Source organism: Serratia plymuthica NBRC 102599, from assembly GCF_001590925.1.
In the GTDB taxonomy this organism is placed as follows: Bacteria; Pseudomonadota; Gammaproteobacteria; order Enterobacterales; family Enterobacteriaceae; genus Serratia; species Serratia plymuthica.
The window spans coordinates 48,197-64,781 of sequence record NZ_BCTU01000005.1 but is presented as its reverse complement, the minus strand read 5'-3'; the positions used below and the strand labels follow the sequence as shown (position 1 = coordinate 64,781).

At 54.7% G+C, this 16,585-nt stretch carries 18 protein-coding genes and 1 other annotated feature (1 of these 19 only partly in view); of the genes, 11 read left to right on the top strand and 7 right to left on the bottom strand.

What is annotated here, in order from left to right; all coding sequences use genetic code 11:
• Positions 1-8 precede the first annotated feature (8 nt).
• The 5 genes from SPL01S_RS03750 to ghoS all read right to left on the bottom strand — a co-directional run bounded on the left by SPL01S_RS03750 (position 9) and on the right by ghoS (position 3,990).
• The gene (locus SPL01S_RS03750) at positions 9-869 is read right to left on the bottom strand and encodes a metal ABC transporter permease (protein ID WP_063197650.1); all 861 of its coding nucleotides are present in this window, start codon (positions 867-869) and stop codon (positions 9-11) included.
• Positions 869-1,729, bottom strand: a complete 861-nt coding sequence (locus SPL01S_RS03745; protein WP_063197648.1) for a metal ABC transporter permease — start codon at positions 1,727-1,729, stop codon at positions 869-871. Before SPL01S_RS03745 ends, SPL01S_RS03750 begins: the two co-directional genes overlap by 1 nt.
• Positions 1,729-2,619, bottom strand: a complete 891-nt coding sequence (locus SPL01S_RS03740) for a manganese/iron ABC transporter ATP-binding protein (RefSeq protein WP_013812621.1) — start codon at positions 2,617-2,619, stop codon at positions 1,729-1,731. The genes SPL01S_RS03745 and SPL01S_RS03740 overlap by 1 nt, the downstream gene beginning before the upstream one ends.
• Positions 2,616-3,560 carry a metal ABC transporter substrate-binding protein gene (locus tag SPL01S_RS03735; RefSeq protein ID WP_063197646.1) on the bottom strand — a complete coding sequence of 315 codons (945 nt, stop codon included), beginning with the start codon at positions 3,558-3,560 and terminating at the stop codon, positions 2,616-2,618. The genes SPL01S_RS03740 and SPL01S_RS03735 overlap by 4 nt, the downstream gene beginning before the upstream one ends.
• Positions 3,561-3,690: 130 nt before the next feature.
• A complete protein-coding gene (ghoS, locus tag SPL01S_RS03730; protein ID WP_013812623.1) occupies positions 3,691-3,990 on the bottom strand; it encodes a type V toxin-antitoxin system endoribonuclease antitoxin GhoS in 300 nt (99 codons plus the stop codon).
• A gap of 109 nt (positions 3,991-4,099) precedes the next feature.
• Here ghoS and SPL01S_RS03725 point away from each other — a divergent pair, with 109 nt between their 5' ends.
• The 6 genes from SPL01S_RS03725 to SPL01S_RS03700 all read left to right on the top strand — a co-directional run bounded on the left by SPL01S_RS03725 (position 4,100) and on the right by SPL01S_RS03700 (position 11,752).
• Complete coding sequence (locus tag SPL01S_RS03725) at positions 4,100-4,765, top strand: transglycosylase SLT domain-containing protein (RefSeq protein ID WP_004943568.1); 666 nt, start codon at positions 4,100-4,102, stop codon at positions 4,763-4,765.
• 309 nt (positions 4,766-5,074) lie between these two features.
• On the top strand, positions 5,075-5,794 hold the full coding sequence (locus tag SPL01S_RS03720; RefSeq protein ID WP_006324895.1) for a gluconate 2-dehydrogenase subunit 3 family protein: 720 nt from the start codon (positions 5,075-5,077) through the stop codon (positions 5,792-5,794).
• Positions 5,795-5,796: 2 nt separating this feature from the next.
• Positions 5,797-7,578, top strand: coding sequence for a GMC family oxidoreductase (locus SPL01S_RS03715; RefSeq protein WP_062791963.1), 1,782 nt, complete (start codon positions 5,797-5,799; stop codon positions 7,576-7,578).
• 12 nt (positions 7,579-7,590) lie between these two features.
• On the top strand, positions 7,591-8,928 hold the full coding sequence (locus SPL01S_RS03710; RefSeq protein ID WP_063197644.1) for a c-type cytochrome: 1,338 nt from the start codon (positions 7,591-7,593) through the stop codon (positions 8,926-8,928).
• Positions 8,929-9,183: 255 nt separating this feature from the next.
• On the top strand, positions 9,184-10,467 hold the full coding sequence (locus SPL01S_RS03705) for an SLC5/6 family protein (protein WP_063197642.1): 1,284 nt from the start codon (positions 9,184-9,186) through the stop codon (positions 10,465-10,467).
• Positions 10,468-10,618: 151 nt separating this feature from the next.
• Positions 10,619-11,752, top strand: coding sequence for an ABC transporter substrate-binding protein (locus SPL01S_RS03700; protein WP_063197640.1), 1,134 nt, complete (start codon positions 10,619-10,621; stop codon positions 11,750-11,752).
• A gap of 38 nt (positions 11,753-11,790) precedes the next feature.
• On the opposite strand, the gene SPL01S_RS03695 is transcribed toward SPL01S_RS03700, so the two are convergent.
• Positions 11,791-12,477 carry a MarC family NAAT transporter gene (locus SPL01S_RS03695; RefSeq protein WP_063197638.1) on the bottom strand — a complete coding sequence of 229 codons (687 nt, stop codon included), beginning with the start codon at positions 12,475-12,477 and terminating at the stop codon, positions 11,791-11,793.
• A 136-nt stretch (positions 12,478-12,613) separates the two neighbouring features.
• Entirely contained in the window at positions 12,614-12,835 is a 222-nt protein-coding gene (locus SPL01S_RS03690) for a hypothetical protein (RefSeq protein WP_062870624.1), read from the bottom strand.
• A gap of 377 nt (positions 12,836-13,212) precedes the next feature.
• Here SPL01S_RS03690 and thrS point away from each other — a divergent pair, with 377 nt between their 5' ends.
• The 5 genes from thrS (at position 13,213) to pheM (ending at position 16,554) form a co-directional block, all read left to right on the top strand.
• Entirely contained in the window at positions 13,213-15,141 is a 1,929-nt protein-coding gene (gene thrS / locus SPL01S_RS03685; RefSeq protein WP_006324903.1) for a threonine--tRNA ligase, read from the top strand.
• A 3-nt stretch (positions 15,142-15,144) separates the two neighbouring features.
• Positions 15,145-15,696, top strand: coding sequence for a translation initiation factor IF-3 (gene infC, locus SPL01S_RS24355; protein WP_013812633.1), 552 nt, complete (start codon positions 15,145-15,147; stop codon positions 15,694-15,696).
• A 98-nt stretch (positions 15,697-15,794) separates the two neighbouring features.
• Positions 15,795-15,992, top strand: a complete 198-nt coding sequence (gene rpmI, locus SPL01S_RS03675) for a 50S ribosomal protein L35 (protein WP_004943591.1) — start codon at positions 15,795-15,797, stop codon at positions 15,990-15,992.
• Positions 15,993-16,035: 43 nt separating this feature from the next.
• On the top strand, positions 16,036-16,392 hold the full coding sequence (rplT, locus tag SPL01S_RS03670; protein WP_004943595.1) for a 50S ribosomal protein L20: 357 nt from the start codon (positions 16,036-16,038) through the stop codon (positions 16,390-16,392).
• A 113-nt stretch (positions 16,393-16,505) separates the two neighbouring features.
• Positions 16,506-16,585 (top strand) — a sequence feature (Phe leader region) (it continues 43 nt past the right edge of the window).
• Positions 16,510-16,554 carry a pheST operon leader peptide PheM gene (gene pheM, locus SPL01S_RS25825; RefSeq protein ID WP_120978403.1) on the top strand — a complete coding sequence of 15 codons (45 nt, stop codon included), beginning with the start codon at positions 16,510-16,512 and terminating at the stop codon, positions 16,552-16,554. It overlaps the preceding feature by 45 nt.

Sequence of the window (16,585 nt, the reverse complement as noted above, 5' to 3'; positions counted from 1 at the left end):
TGCAAGCGTTAAGGTTTCTCGTTGCGCAACGCCTCTTCGTGACGTTGTAATGGCCTGAGTTTGCTGTAGAGCAGGGCGATAATAAACGCAATCGCCTGAACGATCACAATACAGGGGCCGGTGGCACCATCGATGTGAAAGCTGATCAGGGTACCGAGCACGCAGGAGAATACCGACACCAGCGTCGCGATGATCAGCATGCGATCGAAACTGCGGCACAGCATAAAGGCAATGATGCCCGGGGCTATCAGCATCGCAATCACCAGTATCACCCCGACTGCCTGCAGAGAAGCGACAATCGTCAGCGCCAGCAGGCACAGCAGCCCATAATGCAGCAGTTTTACCGGCAGACCGATGACCCTCGCATGGCTCGGGTCAAAACAGTAGAGCATCAGATCTTTGCGCTTGAGCAATACCACCACCAGCGTAATGCCGGCAATCAGCAGCGTTTGTTTCAGCTCGGCGTCGGTAATCCCCAGCATATTGCCGAACAGGATGTGGCTCAGATGCTGATCGGTATCGACGCGGGAAAACAGCACCAGCCCGAAGGCGAACATGCCGGAGAAAACGATGCCCATCACCGTGTCCTCTTTCACCCGGCTGTTCTCTTTCAGATAGCCGGTGGCTACCGCGCAGAAAATGCCGGAGAAAAACGCGCCGATAACCACCGGGATGCCAAGTACGAACGCCACGACAATGCCTGGCAGAACAGCGTGCGAGATAGCATCGCCCATCAGCGACCAGCCTTTGAGCACCAGATAGCACGACAGCACCGCACACACCACGCCGGTCACGATAGCGGCCAGGATCGCCCGCTGCATAAACGGGTAGGCGAAGGGTTCACTGAGCAGTTGATATAGGGTTTCCATCAGTGATCTCCGGTCTGTTCACGGGCGACGCGGCGCCGGGACGCCAGCAGGCCGTGTTTGGGGGCGAAGAAAAACGCCGCCAGGAACACCAGCGTCTGCAGGGTCACGATCACGCCGCCGGTAGCGCCGTCAAGGAAGAAGCTCAGGTAGGCACCGACACCGCTGGTCAGTGCGCCGATTACGATGGCGATGATCACTAAACGGCTAAAGCGGTCGGTCAGCAGATAGGCGGTGGCGCCTGGCGTAATCACCATGGCGATCACCAAAATCGCCCCGACGGTTTGTAGCGCCGCGACGGTGCAGGCGCTGAGCAGGGTGAAGAACAGGATTTTCATCCGCAGCGGCGACAGACCAATCGACACCGCGTGGCTTTCGTCAAAGAACACCGCCAGCAGGTCTTTCCACACAAGGCACAGAATCAGCAGCGAAACGCCGATGATAATCTCGACCTGCAGCACGTCTTCGTCGGCGATGCCGAGAATATTGCCGAAGATAATCGACTGTACGTTAATCGACGTAGGATTGAGTGAAATGATCAGCAGCCCAACGGCGAAGAAGGTCGAAAAAATAAAGCCGATGATGGCGTCTTCGCGCAGGCGGGTGACGTGGCGTACCAGCGTCATGGCCAGCGCGGCCAGCATGCCGGTGAAGAAGGCCCCGGCGGCGTACGGCAGACCAAGGGCATAGGCCCCGGCGACGCCAGGCACCACCGAGTGCGACAGCGCATCGCCCATCAGCGACCAGCCTTTCAGCATCAGGTAGGCCGACAGGAACGCGCAGGCGGCGCCGACGATGGCGCTGACCCAGATCGCTTTGACCATGTAGTTGTAATGGAAGGGTTGCAGCAAAATGTCCAGCATCAGAGTTGCTTCTCCTTTGGCTGGCTTTGCGCCGGAGGGTCGCTCTTGGTATGGCCATAGAACACCGCCGGGCGTTCGTCATCGGTCAATACCGTCACGGTGCGCGGATCGTTATCGTCGTGCAGATCCGGGCCGGACAGGTTGATATGGCGCAACACGCCGCCGAATGCCTGTTCCAGGTTGCTTTGGGTAAAAGTGGTTTCGGTTGGGCCGGCGGCCAGCACAGTGCGGTTAATCAGGATCACCCGGTCGCAGAATTCCGGCACGCTGCCCAGGTTATGGGTGGAAACCAGGATCAGGTGGCCCTCGTCACGCAACGCGCGCAGCAGATCGATAATTGCGTTCTCGGTTTTGACGTCCACGCCGGTGAAGGGTTCATCCAGCAGCAGTACGGAACCTTGTTGCGCCAGCGCCCTCGCCAGGAACACCCGTTTTTTCTGCCCGCCGGAAAGCTCGCCGATCTGGCGAGTACGCAGCTCGCTCAGGCCAACGCGCTCCAGCGCTTTGTCGACGCGTAGTCGGTCTTCCCGGGAGGGAATGCGCAGAAAATTCATCTTGCCGTAGCGGCCCATCATCACTACGTCTTCCACCAGAACCGGGAAGTTCCAGTCGACATCTTCGGTTTGCGGGACGTAGGCAATAATATTTTTTTTCAGCGCTTGCGCCACCGGTTTGTCGTTCAACTGCACACGGCCGGTGGTGGGCTTGACCAGCCCCATGATACTTTTGAACAGCGTCGATTTGCCGCTGCCGTTGACGCCGACCAACGCGCAAATGGCGCCGCCGCTCAGGTTAAAACTGGCGTTGTGGATCGCGGTATGGCCGTTGTTATAGGTAACGGTAACGTCATCCACGATCAGCTCAGGGCGGACAAAAACCTCGGTGGTCATTGATCAAATCCTTTGGCGATGGTTTGTACGGTGACGTTCAGCAGGTCTATATACGTCGGTACCGGGCCGCCCTGGGTAGACAGCGAATCGACATACAGCACGCCGCCGTATTTCGCCCCGGTTTCTTTCGCCACCTGCCTGGCCGGTTTGTCGGAGATGGTGCTTTCGCTGAAGACCACAGGAATACGGTTGGCGCGAACGGCGTCGATGACCCGGCGAACTTGCTGCGGCGAACCTTGCTCGTCGGCGTTGATTGGCCACAGATAGACTTCTTTCAACTGATAGTCTTTCGCCAGATAGCTGAATGCGCCTTCGCTGGTAACCAACCAACGTTGGGCTGCAGGAATACGCGACAGGCGCTCGCGCAGCGGGGCATCCAGCGCGCTGATTTTGGCGGCATAGGCCTTGGCGTTGCGGTTATAGGTTTCTGCGTTGGCCGGGTCGTGCTGCACCAGGGCTTTACGGATATTTTCTATATAGATAAGCGCATTGCTGGCAGACATCCAGGCATGCGGATTCGGGTTGCCGTTATACGGCCCTCCGCGGATTGGCAGCGGGGTGATGCCTTCGGTCACCACGGCGGCGGGAACCTGTTTGATGTTTTCGAAGAAGCGTTGGAACCAACGTTCGAGGTTCATGCCGTTCCACAGGATCAAATCGGCGTGCTGCGCTTTAACGATATCGCGGGGCGTGGGTTGATAATCGTGGATCTCCGCTCCTGGCTTGGTAATAGATTCAACCACCGCGGCGTCGCCGGCCACGTTTTGAGCGATGTCCTGAATGATGGTGAAGGTCGTCACCACGCGCAGTTTCTTTTCCGCTAAAGCGGGATTGCCGGCGAGGCCCGCGACGAGCAGCAGACACAGCAGGGCAAAAGGGCGGTAAAACGCCGTAGCCTGAATGAGTGGCAGGCGGGGAAAAGCGCGTTGTTTCAAAAGCATGGTGACATCTCCTGGCTCAAATGAAAATGATTATCAATATCATTTATGGCAAAGTCAAGCGTCACCTTCAGGCTGACGGCAGGTTACTAATCCATTGCAAAAATAATACCGTCAGGTGAGTTATAGCATTTTATGTATCAGTATGTAACCGCTTAACGTACTCCTCATAGCGGGCTATGTCGACCTCCGGCGTTTTCCCCAGGGCAACCTCCCCGAGCTTTTGCGCCAACTGTTGTACATCCTGTTGATCCAATGAGGTTATAAACGCAAAACTGTTGCTGCTCAACGGATGCGGAATGCCCTGTTCGTCTGTCACCGAAGTGACAAATCCATCGCGGGTTAATTGTCCGGTAAGCTTGGCCAAATCAGCCAATCCTTCTTCCTGATAGCGGAAAGTCACCACAAAACACGTCGTCGCAGATTGACTCATAAATCACCTCTTGGTATATGAATAGCTTGAGATTAGACCAAAAAAATTATGCAGGCGTCCTTACAAGTTGTATATGCTACGCAACCCATTGAAAGGAGTGAGGGATTCTGTGAAAACAAAAATCGGTTGCCTGACGGCAATCTTGCTTTTGTCGGGGTGCGCCAAAGACCCGCAAACGACAAGTACTATTTCGGGCAGTGGCACATCGCGCGGCGGTTGGTTAAAGACTCCCCCGCAGGCTCCGGTTAACCGTACAGGGACGCCGATAGCCTATAACGATTACATTCGTCAGGCCGCCAGCAGTTATGGCGTTGACGAAACGCTGATTAAAGCGATTATTCAGGTGGAGTCCGGGTTTAACCCGAACGTGGTCAGCACCTCGAACGCCGTGGGATTAATGCAGCTGAAACCGTCAACCGCCGGGCGTGACGCCTATCGTTTGAAAGGCAGAAGCGGGCAGCCCAGCTCGCGTGAGTTGAAGGATCCGGCGGTTAATATTGATCTGGGAACGGCCTATATCAATATTCTTCAAAGCCAGCAGCTAGCCGGGATCAACAACCCACAGACCTTGCGTTACGCCACCATCGTTTCTTATGTCAATGGGGCCGGCGCCATGTTGCGCACGTTCTCATCAGACAAGCGCGTGGCGGTAAACCGCATTAATCAGATGAGCCCGGATGAGTTTTACCAGCACATCCAGAAAAAGCACCCGGCCCCGCAAGCGCCGCGCTATTTATGGAAGGTCACGACGGCCTATCAGGCGATGTCGCAGTAAACTTTATTTCTCACTAAAACCGGTCGCTCGCAGCGGCCGGTTTTTCGTTATCGACGCGGCAACATCGCGACGTATCTCTCATTTTTCGTTATTTCCCATCCTGTTACCTCAAAAACCGCACAAATAGTTAATTTTACATTCACGGTCATTTCTTTACGTTCATTCAATAAGTTACCGGTAACATTCTGGCTTGAGTTCACAAAATAACCTTCAAAAAATAGACAAATACGTAACAAATTATTTTTAAATCCCGCAATGTTCACAAGGTTGAGGTTAAATAGTTGTGATTATCTTTGGATGGAATGTGACATGTCGGACGATAAAACTAACAACTCACGGCGCGATTTCCTGCTGAAATCGATGACTTTAATTCCCGCAGCGGTAATTGGCGGCAGTGGCGTCAGCGCCCTGACGGCACCTATGCCAGCTGTCGCAGCTACAGACACCCCAACGGACTACCAGCCCACGTTTTTCACCCCGGAAGAATGGGCATTTATCAAGGCTGCTGCGGCGCGCCTGATCCCGGCTGACGATCGTGGCCCTGGTGCCCTGGAAGCCGGCGTGCCGGAGTTTATCGATCGCCAGATGAATACTCCGTATGCCACAGGTTCAATCTGGTACATGCAAGGGCCATTCAACCCGGATGTGCCGAAAGAGATGGGTTACCAGCTACCGCTGGTGCCGAAGCAGATTTATAACCTGGGTATCAGTGACGCCGATGCCTACTGCAAGAAAACCGCCGGCAAGCCCTTTGCCGAGCTGGACGCTGCACAGCAGGATGCGCTGCTGCAGAAGTTTGAATCAGGTGAGGCGGAATTCTCGCAGTTACCGGCCAAACTGTTCTTTTCCTACCTGCTGCAAAACACCCGCGAAGGTTTCTTCAGCGATCCAATCCATGGCGGCAACAAAGACATGGTTGGCTGGAAGCTGATTAATTTTCCGGGTGCGCGCGCCGACTTTATGGACTGGGTTGAGCGAGGGGAACGTTATCCCTTCCCACCGGTATCAATTCGTGGGGAGAGGGGGTAACAATGGCAACGGTAATGAAAAAAGTGGACGCGGTGATCGTCGGCTTCGGCTGGGTCGGCGCGATTATGGCCAAAGAACTGACCGAGGCGGGCCTGAACGTGGTGGCGCTGGAGCGCGGCCCGATGCGCGATACCTATCCGGACGGCTCCTACCCGCAGGTGATTGACGAGCTTACCTATAATATCCGCCGAAAATTGTTCCAGGATCTGTCGAAAAGCACCGTGACCATTCGGCATAACACCAGCCAAACCGCAGTGCCTTATCGCCAACTGGCGGCCTTCCTGCCGGGCACCGGCGTAGGTGGCGCGGGCCTGCACTGGTCCGGCGTGCATTTTCGCGTTGACCCGATCGAGTTGCGCATGCGCAGCCACTACGAAGAGCGCTACGGCAAGAGTTTTATCCCGAAAGACATGACCATTCAGGACTTCGGCGTGACTTACGACGAGCTGGAGCCGTTCTTCGATAAAGCCGAAAAAGTGTTTGGCACGTCCGGCACCGCCTGGACGGTAAACGGGCAGAAAGTGAGCCAAAAGGGCGGCAATCCGTTCGCGGCCGATCGCTCCAGCGATTTCCCGCTGCCGGCGCAAAAGAATACTTTTTCGGCGCAGCTGTTCGAGAAGGCGGCGCGGGATGTGGGTTATCATCCGTATAATCTGCCTTCCGCCAACACCTCGGACTCCTATACCAACCCCTACGGCGCGCAGATGGGGCCGTGCAACTTCTGCGGTTTCTGCAGTGGTTACGCCTGCTACATGTATTCCAAGGCATCGCCGAACGTCAATATTTTGCCGGCGTTGCGCATGGAGAAGCGCTTCGAGCTGCGTACCAACGCCAACGTGCTGAAAGTGAACCTGAGCGCTGACAAATCCCGCGCTACCGGCGTGAATTATGTTGATGCCCAGGGCCGCGAAATTGAACAGCCGGCTGAGTTGGTGATCCTGGGTGCCTTCCAATTCCACAACGTGCATCTGATGCTGTTGTCCGGCATTGGCAAACCTTACGATCCAGTGACCGGTGAGGGCGTGGTTGGGCGTAATTTCGCCTATCAGAACTTGACCACCATTAAGGCGTTCTTCGACAAAGACGTGTTCACCAACCCGTTCATCGGCGCTGGCGGCAACGGCGTCGGGGTGGACGATTTCAACGCCGATAACTTCGACCACGCCAAAGAAGGCTTCGTCGGCGGTTCGCCATTCTGGGTCAACCAGGCGGGCACCAAACCGATTTCCGGCTTGCCGACGCCTCCGGGCACCCCTGCCTGGGGCAGCAAGTGGAAAGCGGCAGTGGCGGATGCCTACACCCATCACGTGTCGATGGACGCCCACGGTGCGCATCAGTCGTACCGCAGCAACTATCTGGACCTGGATCCCACCTACAAGAACGTGTTTGGTCAGCCGCTGCTGCGCATGACGTTCGACTGGCAGGAAAACGACGTCAAGATGGCGCAATTCATGTACGACAAAATGGCGCCGATCGCCAAAGCGATGAACCCGAAATTGATCGCCGGCAGCCCGAAAAACGCCAACAGCCATTTTGACACCACCAGTTACCAGACCACGCACATGAACGGCGGTGCGGTAATGGGCGAAGATCCGAAGACCAGCGCGGTAAACCGCTATCTGCAAAGCTGGGACGTGCACAACGTGTTTTCCATCGGCGCGTCGGCCTTCCCGCAAGGGCTGGGTTACAACCCGACCGGCACCGTGGCCGCGTTGGCTTACTGGTCTGCCCGCGCGATTCGCGAGCAGTATCTGAAAAACCCAGGCCCTCTGGTGCAGGCATAAGGACGGCGATCGATGAAAGCATTTGTTCCCGCGCTGATTCTCAGTGCATTGAGTTTTTCCGTTTGGGCGCAGGACGCCACGGTCAGCAGCGAGTTGATCAAACGCGGCGAGTACCTCGCGCGCGCCGGTGACTGCGTGGCCTGCCACACCAACGGTAAAAGCGGTAAAGAGTTTGCCGGTGGTTTGGCGATGGAAACGCCGATCGGCACCATTTACTCCACCAATATCTCGCCGGATAAAAAGACCGGTATCGGTGATTACAGCTTTGAAGACTTCGATAACGCGGTGCGCAAGGGCGTAGCCAAAAACGGCAGCACTCTGTACCCGGCGATGCCTTATCCGTCGTTCGCGCTGGTGAAAGAGGACGACATGCGCGCCATGTACGCCTATTTCATGCACGGCGTGCAGCCGGTGGAGCAGGCTAATAAGGATTCCGATATCCCTTGGCCGCTGTCCATGCGCTGGCCGTTGAGTATTTGGCGCGGTATGTTTGCGCCGACGCCGGCGGATTTTGTCGCTGACGCCAAAGCCGATCCGGTGGTCGAACGCGGTCGTTATCTGGTGGAAGGGTTGGGGCACTGCGGCGCCTGCCACACGCCGCGCAGTATCACCATGCAGGAAAAATCGCTGAGCAATAACGACGGCGACAACTATCTGTCCGGCAGCAACGCGCCGATCGACGGTTGGGTAGCCTCGAGCCTGCGCGGAGACACTAAGGACGGATTGGGGACCTGGAGCGAAGCCGAACTGACCGAGTTCCTGAAAACCGGTCGCAACGACAAATCCATCGTGTTCGGCGGCATGAGCGACGTGGTTGAACACAGCCTGCAGTATCTCAGCGATGAAGACTTGACGGCGATCTCGCGCTACCTGAAAACGCTGCCGCCAAAAGATGGCAAGCAGCAGGCGGCTCCGGTCGAGGATAGCGTTGCCAAGGATCTGTGGCGCGGTAACGACAGCAAGCCAGGCGCGGCGTTGTACGTCGATAACTGCGCGGCCTGTCACCGTACCGACGGTGTGGGTTACAAACGCGCCTTCCCGGCACTGAAGGGCAACCCGGTGGTGCAAACCGACGATGCGACCTCGCTGATCCACATCGTACTGACCGGCAATACCACGCCGGCGGTGAAAGGGGCGGTGTCCAACCTCACCATGCCGCCGTTCGGCTGGCGCCTGAATGACCAGCAGGTGGCGGATGTGGTTAACTTTATCCGTTCCAGTTGGGGTAACAGCGCCAAGCCAATCGATGCCTCGGACGTGGCCGACGTGCGTAAAGACCGCACGATGATCCGCAATGAGAAAGAGATGGGTAGCGCCGAAGTGCCGGATCATCCGGACGCCAACAAGTAAACCGCCAGGGGCCTCCAGAGGCCCCTGTTTTTTGCCTCTCGCCATCCATTCCCGCATTGAAAATCGCTCATGAAGCGCGCAGTTAGCCGCCAAGAGATAGACCCGAGCAGCGTTTTTAATTATCCTTTGCCATCCTTTTATCAAGCACAAGAATGAAATACTGCATTAATCCCTTGATTAATGTTAAAAAATTCGCGGAGAAGGATATCCCATTGAGCGCAATCGTTGTCGCTGAAGAGTAAGGTGAGCTTTCCTATGAGTACGATTTCTCCCGATTCAGGTACGCAGGCTGCTACCCAAGCGGCCAAATGGAACAAAACCGATACGGTGTGGATGTTTGGCCTCTATGCCACCGCTGTCGGCGCAGGTACGCTGTTCCTGCCGATCAATGCCGGTTTGAACGGCCCTTTGGTGCTGTTGTTGATGGCACTGTTTGCTTTTCCTCTGACCTATTTACCGCATCGCGCACTGAGCCGCTTTGTGCTTTCCGGTTCCAGCCGCGACGGCAATATTCATGATGTGGTGGTCGAACACTTTGGCGTGCTGGCGGGTAAAATCATCATGGTGTTGTACCTGATGGCGTTTTTCCCGATCGTGCTGGTGTACAGCATTTCGATTACCAACGCCCTGGACAGCTTCTTGATCCATCAGTTTCACCTGACGCCGCTGCCGCGTATCTGGTTGAGCCTGGCGGTGGTGGTGGTGCTGAATCTGGTGCTGTTGCGCGGTAAAGACGCGATTGTCGCGGCGATGGGCATGCTGGTGTTCCCGTTACTGGTGTTCCTGATGGGCATTTCGTTGTACCTGATGCCGACCTGGCAGACGGCGAACTTTGTCAGCGGCCTGGCCAACACCCAGTTCAGCAGCCCGGATTTGTGGCATTCGTTGTGGCTGGCGGTACCTGTGATGGTGTTTTCCTTCAGCCATGCGCCGATTATTTCGTCCTTCGCTTCTACCCAAAAAAGCCTGTATGGCGACAAGGCCGAACGCCGCTGCGCACGCATCATGCGTTATAGCTACGTGCTGATCTGCGTCACCGTGCTGTTCTTTGTTTTCAGTTGCGTGCTGAGCTTGTCTCATGCGGACATGCAGCAGGCGAAGGATCAGAACATCACCGTGCTGACCACGCTGGCGAACAAATTCTCCAACCCGTTGATTGCCTATCTTGGCCCGGTGATGGCGATACTGGCGATGTCCAAGTCCTACCTCGGCACTTCGCTTGGCGTTACCGAAGGGGCGACCAGCCTGATTGACGGTTTGACGCGAGCGGTCGGTAAGCCGTTAAGTTCGCGCATCACGCATCGCCTCTCCGCCGTGCTGCTGTTCCTGCTCACCTGGGCGGCCACGGTCTGGAATCCTAGCGCGTTGCATATTATCGAAACCATTAGCGGCCCGTTGATTGCGGTAATCCTGTTTATTTTGCCGATGTACGCGGTGCGTGCGGTGCCCGCGATGCACCGCTACCGTGCGCCGAGCAACGTCTTCGTGCTGGTGATGGGCCTGATTGCGCTTTCTGCGCTGATTTACGGCCTGGTTTAACCTCTGTGGCGCGCCGAAACCGGCGCGCCACGCTTCCTTCTGATTCACATCCATTTTCAATTAAACCGTCATCTGCTTAGCGTTGTCTTTGATAATAGAAGCCATTCTCATTATTATTTACCGAGAATTTTTCTACGCTAAGGAGCTTTACGTGCATCGTCGAATCACCCTGCTGGCATTGGCCTGCGCCTGCGTTTTATCTGCTCAGGCGATGGCGACCACCTATCCGTTGACCCTGACCGACACTTCCGGCGCAAACGTGACGATTAAACAAGAGCCGAAACGCGTTGTGGTGCAGGACGGGCGCGATATTTTGACGCTGGCTTTGCTTGATCGCGCCGATCCCTTCACCCGGCTGGTGGCGTGGAACAACCTGCTGAAGAAAAGCGACGGTGAAACCTGGAAAATCCTGCAGAGCAAATGGCCTGAGGCGAAGAACATTATCGATATGGGCTTCAGCGACAAGGGCGAGATCAATCTGGAAAGCGTGATAGCGAAACACCCCGATCTGATGGTGGCGCAGTTGCGTTCCAAACCGTCGTTGAGCCAGACCGGCGTACTGGACAAGCTGAAAGCGTTGAACATTCCGGTGCTGTTTATTGACACCATGCTGAAGCCGGTGGAAAACACCCCGAAAAGTATCCAACTGTTGGGGGAGACCCTGAACCGCGAGAGCGAAGCGAAGCAATACACCGATTTCTACCAGCAGCATTATCAGAGCATCCTCGATAAAACCAAAACGGTGGAGCCAAAGCCGCTGGTGTTTATCGAAGCGAAAGCCGGTTTGAACGGGCTTGAATCTTGCTGCTTCACGCATTCGCACGTCGGCTGGGGGGCGATGGTCGAGGCCGTGGGCGCCCGCAACCTGGGTTCCGAACTGCTGCCCGGTGCCACCGGCGACGTCTCGCTTGAAAAAGTGATCAGCATGAAGCCGGATGCTTATATCGTTTCAGGCTCCCAGTGGGCCAGCAAAACCAATGCCGCGGTGCCCTTTGGCTATGGCGTTACCCAGCAGCAGGTTGACGAGGCTTTCAACCGCATGAAACAGCGTCCGGGTTTCGCCCAACTCTCGGCGGTGAAAGAGGGCCGTTTCTACGGCATTTACCACAACTTCTATAATCACCCGTACAACATCGTTGGGTTGGAGTATCTGGCGAAGTTTATCTACCCGAATCAGTTCACAGAGTTGGATCCGGCGAAAACCTACAGCGAGATCCTCAGCCGCTTTACCGAAGTGCCGGAAGGAAAGGGGATTCTGGGTGCTCAGGCACCGGTAGGGAAGTAAACATAGCGGGCGCGTTTCACCGATTCGCGCCCGTTTTATCAGGCCGCAGGCGTGTAGGTGGAGATAATCTCCAGCACGCCGTTGATAATGAACTGCACGCCCATACACACCAACAAGAACCCCATCAGGCGTGAGATCGCCTCAATCCCGCTCTTGCCCACCAAACGCATAATGGCACCGGAGCTTCTCAGGCAACCCCAGAGTATTACCGCCACCGACAGGAAAATTGCCACCGGCGCCACCAACAGCACCCAGTGCTCAAATCCCAGTACATTAGCTTTAATGCTTGATCCCGAACTGATGATCATGGCAATCGTCCCCGGGCCGGCGGTGCTAGGCATGGCCAGTGGCACAAAGGCGATGTTGGCCGAGGTTCTCTTGCGCAACTCGTTTGACTTGGTTTCCACCTCCGGCGCATCTTCTGCACTTTGCTGCGGAAAAAGCATGCGAAAACCGATAAACGCCACAATCAGCCCGCCGGCGATGCGCAGGCCGGGAATGGAGATGCCGAAGGTGTTCATGACCAACTGACCGGCGTAGAACGCTACCGTCATGATGAGGAACACGTAGATCGACGCCATCAGCGACTGCTGATTGCGCTCTTCACGTGTCATATTGCCCGACAGGCCAAGCAACAACGCCACGGTGGTAAGCGGGTTGGCAAGCGGCAGTAGCAGCACCAGACCCAATCCGATGGCCTGGAATAACTGCATGATACTCGACATAAAGCAGACCCCTGTTTTCAGTTAACGCCGTAATACGGCGCAAAATAGTAGAGTAGCCTGCCGGGAGATCACGGGCAATGGCGAGAGGGGGATATCATGTGAAAATACACCATGTTGGCAGTGTAGGGGCCCCCGATCAGCCCCGCGTATCGGGTGGCGTCAATTCAGGTGCCGCGTCGGCGGAGGCGTCGTCGTCGTTCACACAGTCGTTGGCAATGTCCGGGGTATCTTCGCACTCCATCGGCGGTTCGTTGACCGCAATGGCTCGTGGGTGGCGATCGGTGCCGAGGTGAAGCAGAGTGAAACTCGCCACCAGCACCACGCAGACGCCGACGAGTAACTTAAATAACCGGTTCATGATGCGGGGGAATGTCTCAATTCAGCCGTTAGTGGCAACAGGATAGCGGTAGCGGACAAGGTTCGCTACAGCTGATTTGTGCAATGTTATTACTTGCTCATTGCGGATGAACCGCTCACCAAGATTTTAAAATACGCCGGCCGGTAAGTGAGGGCGAGCCTGACAAACTCTCCGGTAGATGGCGCGCTAATCATAGTGTTACACTGCCCGTTCCGTTATGGCGTCGCACCATGGCACACCGTAAATTGTGTGCTTATGAGGGTACATATTTGGCAGAGTGAAGCTGAATAGCGTTCATAACAACATGTAGTTAAACGATATTGTATTTCTTCATGTGATCTGTCGTGTGGGTCACCACTGTAGATAAGGAATCATTAATGCCTGTTATTACTCTTCCTGACGGAAGTCAGCGTCATTTCGACCGCGCCGTTTCCCCCCTGGATGTTGCCCTTGATATCGGCCCTGGTTTGGCCAAAGCCTGTATTGCCGGCCGTGTAAACGGTGAACTGGTGGATGCCGGCGATCTGATCGAATCCGATGCGCAACTGGCGATTATCACCATCAAGGACGCCGAAGGCCTGGAAATCATGCGCCACTCCTGCGCGCACCTGTTGGGCCATGCTATCAAGCAGCTGTGGCCGGACACCAAAATGGCCATCGGCCCGGTGATCGACAACGGTTTCTACTATGACGTTGATATTGACCGCACCCTGACGCAGGAAGACCTGGATCTGCTGGAAAAGCGGATGCATGAGTTGGCCGATAAAGATTATGACGTCATCAAGAAAAAGGTCAGCTGGCAAGAAGCCCGCGACACCTTTGCCGCGCGTGGTGAAAACTACAAAGTGGCGATTCTGGATGAGAACATCAGCCATGACGACCGTCCTGGCCTGTATCACCATGAAGAATATGTCGACATGTGCCGCGGTCCGCACGTGCCGAACATGCGTTTCTGCCATCACTTCAAACTGCAGAAAACCTCGGGCGCCTACTGGCGTGGCGACAGCAAGAACAAAATGCTGCAGCGTATCTACGGCACTGCCTGGGCAGACAAGAAACAGCTGAATGCCTACCTGCAGCGTCTGGAAGAAGCCGCCAAGCGTGACCACCGCAAGATCGGCAAGCAACTCGACCTGTATCATATGCAGGAAGAAGCGCCGGGTATGGTGTTCTGGCACAACGACGGCTGGACGATTTTCCGCGAGCTGGAAGCCTTTGTGCGCATGAAGCTCAAAGAGTACCAGTATCAGGAAGTGAAAGGGCCATTTATGATGGACCGTGTGCTGTGGGAAAAAACCGGCCACTGGGAAAACTATAAAGACGCCATGTTCACGACTTCGTCGGAAAACCGCGAGTACTGCATCAAGCCGATGAACTGCCCGGGACACGTGCAGATCTTCAACCAGGGCCTGAAGTCTTACCGTGATTTGCCACTGCGCATGGGCGAGTTCGGCAGTTGCCACCGCAACGAGCCTTCGGGTTCTCTGCATGGCCTGATGCGCGTGCGTGGTTTCACTCAGGATGACGCCCATATCTTCTGTACCGAAGAGCAGGTGCGCGCCGAAGTGAACGAATGCATCAGAATGGTCTATGATGTTTACGGCACCTTTGGCTTCGAAAAGATCGCAGTTAAACTCTCCACCCGCCCTGAGAAGCGCATCGGCACTGACGATATGTGGACTCGTGCGGAAGAGGATCTGGCTGCGGCGCTGACCGAAAACGGGATTCCGTTTGAATATCAGCCGGGTGAGGGCGCCTTCTACGGACCAAAAATTGAATTTACTCTGCATGATTGTTTGGATCGTGCATGGCAATGTGGTACCGTGCAGCTCGATTTCTTCTTACCGGGCCGTTTAGGCGCGTCGTATGTTGGCGAAAACAACGATCGCGTGGTACCGGTAATGATTCACCGTGCTATTTTGGGCTCCATGGAGCGTTTCATCGGTATCCTTACCGAAGAGTACGCAGGGTTTTACCCAACCTGGATTGCTCCGGTGCAGGTGGTGGTGATGAATATCACCGATAGCCAGTCTGATTATGTCCAGCAATTGACCAAAAAACTGCAAGAGGCAGGGATTCGTGTTAAAGCGGACTTGAGAAATGAGAAGATTGGCTTTAAAATTCGCGAACATACTTTACGTCGGGTTCCTTACATGTTGGTGTGCGGTGATAAAGAGGTCGAATCAGGCAAAGTTGCCGTTCGTACCCGCCGTGGCAAAGACCTGGGAAGCCTCGACGTAAACGAAGTCGTAGACAAGCTGCTGAAAGAGATTCGCAGCCGTAGTCTTCATCAACTGGAGGAATAAAGTATTAAAGGCGGAAAACGAGTTCAACCGGCGCGTCCTAATCGCATTAACAGAGAAATTCGCGCGCAAGAAGTTCGCCTAACCGGCGTCGATGGCGAGCAGATTGGTATTGTCAGTCTGAATGAAGCTCTTGAAAAAGCTGAGGAAGCGGGCGTTGATTTAGTAGAAATCAGCCCAAATGCCGAACCGCCAGTTTGCCGAATCATGGATTACGGCAAATTCCTCTACGAGAAGAGCAAGTCGACCAAAGAACAGAAGAAGAAGCAAAAAGTCATTCAGGTCAAGGAAATCAAATTCCGTCCTGGTACCGATGATGGCGACTATCAGGTCAAACTACGCAACCTGATTCGCTTTCTGGAAGATGGCGATAAAGCCAAAATCACCCTGCGTTTCCGCGGACGTGAGATGGCGCACCAACAGATCGGTATGGAAGTGCTTAATCGCGTCCGTAAAGACCTGTGTGAAGATTCTGATTTGGCCATTGTCGAATCCTTCCCTACGAGGATCGAAGGCCGTCAGATGATCATGGTGCTCGCACCGAAAAAGAGACAGTAAAGGCTTCCAAGTAATCGAACCCGCGCAGCGCTTGCGTTGTGTGGGTTTTATTCGCCTTACTGATCGTTGTTTAACAATGCGAAGTGGATTTAATTAAAATGCCAAAGATTAAAACTGTACGTGGTGCAGCCAAACGCTTCAAAAAAACCGGCAGCGGTGGTTTTAAGCGCAAGCATGCTAACCTGCGTCATATTCTGACCAAAAAAGCAACCAAGCGTAAACGTCACCTGCGTCCGAAAGGCATGGTGTCTAAAAACGATATGGTCCTGGTTGTTGCGTGCCTTCCGTACGCATAAGCCATTTTTTTTGAATCCAGAATAAGACTTTAGGAGAGAGCATATGGCTCGCGTAAAACGTGGTGTAATTGCACGCGCACGTCACAAGAAAATTTTAAAACAAGCGAAAGGTTACTACGGTGCCCGTTCGCGCGTTTATCGTGTTGCCTTCCAGGCAGTAATCAAAGCAGGTCAGTATGCTTACCGTGACCGTCGTCAACGTAAGCGTCAGTTCCGTCAGCTGTGGATTGCACGTATCAACGCAGCAGCTCGTGTGAACGGCCTGTCTTACAGCAAATTCATTAACGGCCTGAAAAAAGCCTCTATTGAAATTGACCGTAAGATCCTGGCTGACATCGCAGTCTTCGACAAAGTGGCCTTCGGCGCACTGGTTGAGAAAGCGAAAGCAGCACTGGCGTAAGTCAGTAAAAGAGGGAGCTTGCTCCCTCTTTTATCTTTGTTTTTCAGTACGAATATTGACTTTTATTGACCGCCGCTATATCACTGGTGGGCAATCAATCGACAAGGTTAAGCAATCATGCACGTTGTTATTTTTCGTTTCTTTTTTTACTTTAGCGCCTGATCTCAGGAGGCTTTGCGCGTAAGAAAAGAAA

What these genes read in the sequence shown, in the direction of transcription:
- SPL01S_RS03750 (WP_063197650.1), bottom strand. Translation starts at nt 869, where the DNA reads ATGGAAACCCTATATCAACTGCTCAGTGAACCCTTCGCCTACCCGTTT.
- SPL01S_RS03745 (WP_063197648.1), bottom strand. Translation starts at nt 1,729, where the DNA reads ATGCTGGACATTTTGCTGCAACCCTTCCATTACAACTACATGGTCAAA.
- SPL01S_RS03740 (WP_013812621.1), bottom strand. Translation starts at nt 2,619, where the DNA reads ATGACCACCGAGGTTTTTGTCCGCCCTGAGCTGATCGTGGATGACGTT.
- SPL01S_RS03735 (WP_063197646.1), bottom strand. Translation starts at nt 3,560, where the DNA reads ATGCTTTTGAAACAACGCGCTTTTCCCCGCCTGCCACTCATTCAGGCT.
- ghoS (WP_013812623.1), bottom strand. Translation starts at nt 3,990, where the DNA reads ATGAGTCAATCTGCGACGACGTGTTTTGTGGTGACTTTCCGCTATCAG.
- SPL01S_RS03720 (WP_006324895.1), top strand. Translation starts at nt 5,075, where the DNA reads ATGTCGGACGATAAAACTAACAACTCACGGCGCGATTTCCTGCTGAAA.
- SPL01S_RS03715 (WP_062791963.1), top strand. Translation starts at nt 5,797, where the DNA reads ATGGCAACGGTAATGAAAAAAGTGGACGCGGTGATCGTCGGCTTCGGC.
- SPL01S_RS03710 (WP_063197644.1), top strand. Translation starts at nt 7,591, where the DNA reads ATGAAAGCATTTGTTCCCGCGCTGATTCTCAGTGCATTGAGTTTTTCC.
- SPL01S_RS03705 (WP_063197642.1), top strand. Translation starts at nt 9,184, where the DNA reads ATGAGTACGATTTCTCCCGATTCAGGTACGCAGGCTGCTACCCAAGCG.
- SPL01S_RS03695 (WP_063197638.1), bottom strand. Translation starts at nt 12,477, where the DNA reads ATGTCGAGTATCATGCAGTTATTCCAGGCCATCGGATTGGGTCTGGTG.
- SPL01S_RS03690 (WP_062870624.1), bottom strand. Translation starts at nt 12,835, where the DNA reads ATGAACCGGTTATTTAAGTTACTCGTCGGCGTCTGCGTGGTGCTGGTG.
- thrS (WP_006324903.1), top strand. Translation starts at nt 13,213, where the DNA reads ATGCCTGTTATTACTCTTCCTGACGGAAGTCAGCGTCATTTCGACCGC.
- rpmI (WP_004943591.1), top strand. Translation starts at nt 15,795, where the DNA reads ATGCCAAAGATTAAAACTGTACGTGGTGCAGCCAAACGCTTCAAAAAA.
- rplT (WP_004943595.1), top strand. Translation starts at nt 16,036, where the DNA reads ATGGCTCGCGTAAAACGTGGTGTAATTGCACGCGCACGTCACAAGAAA.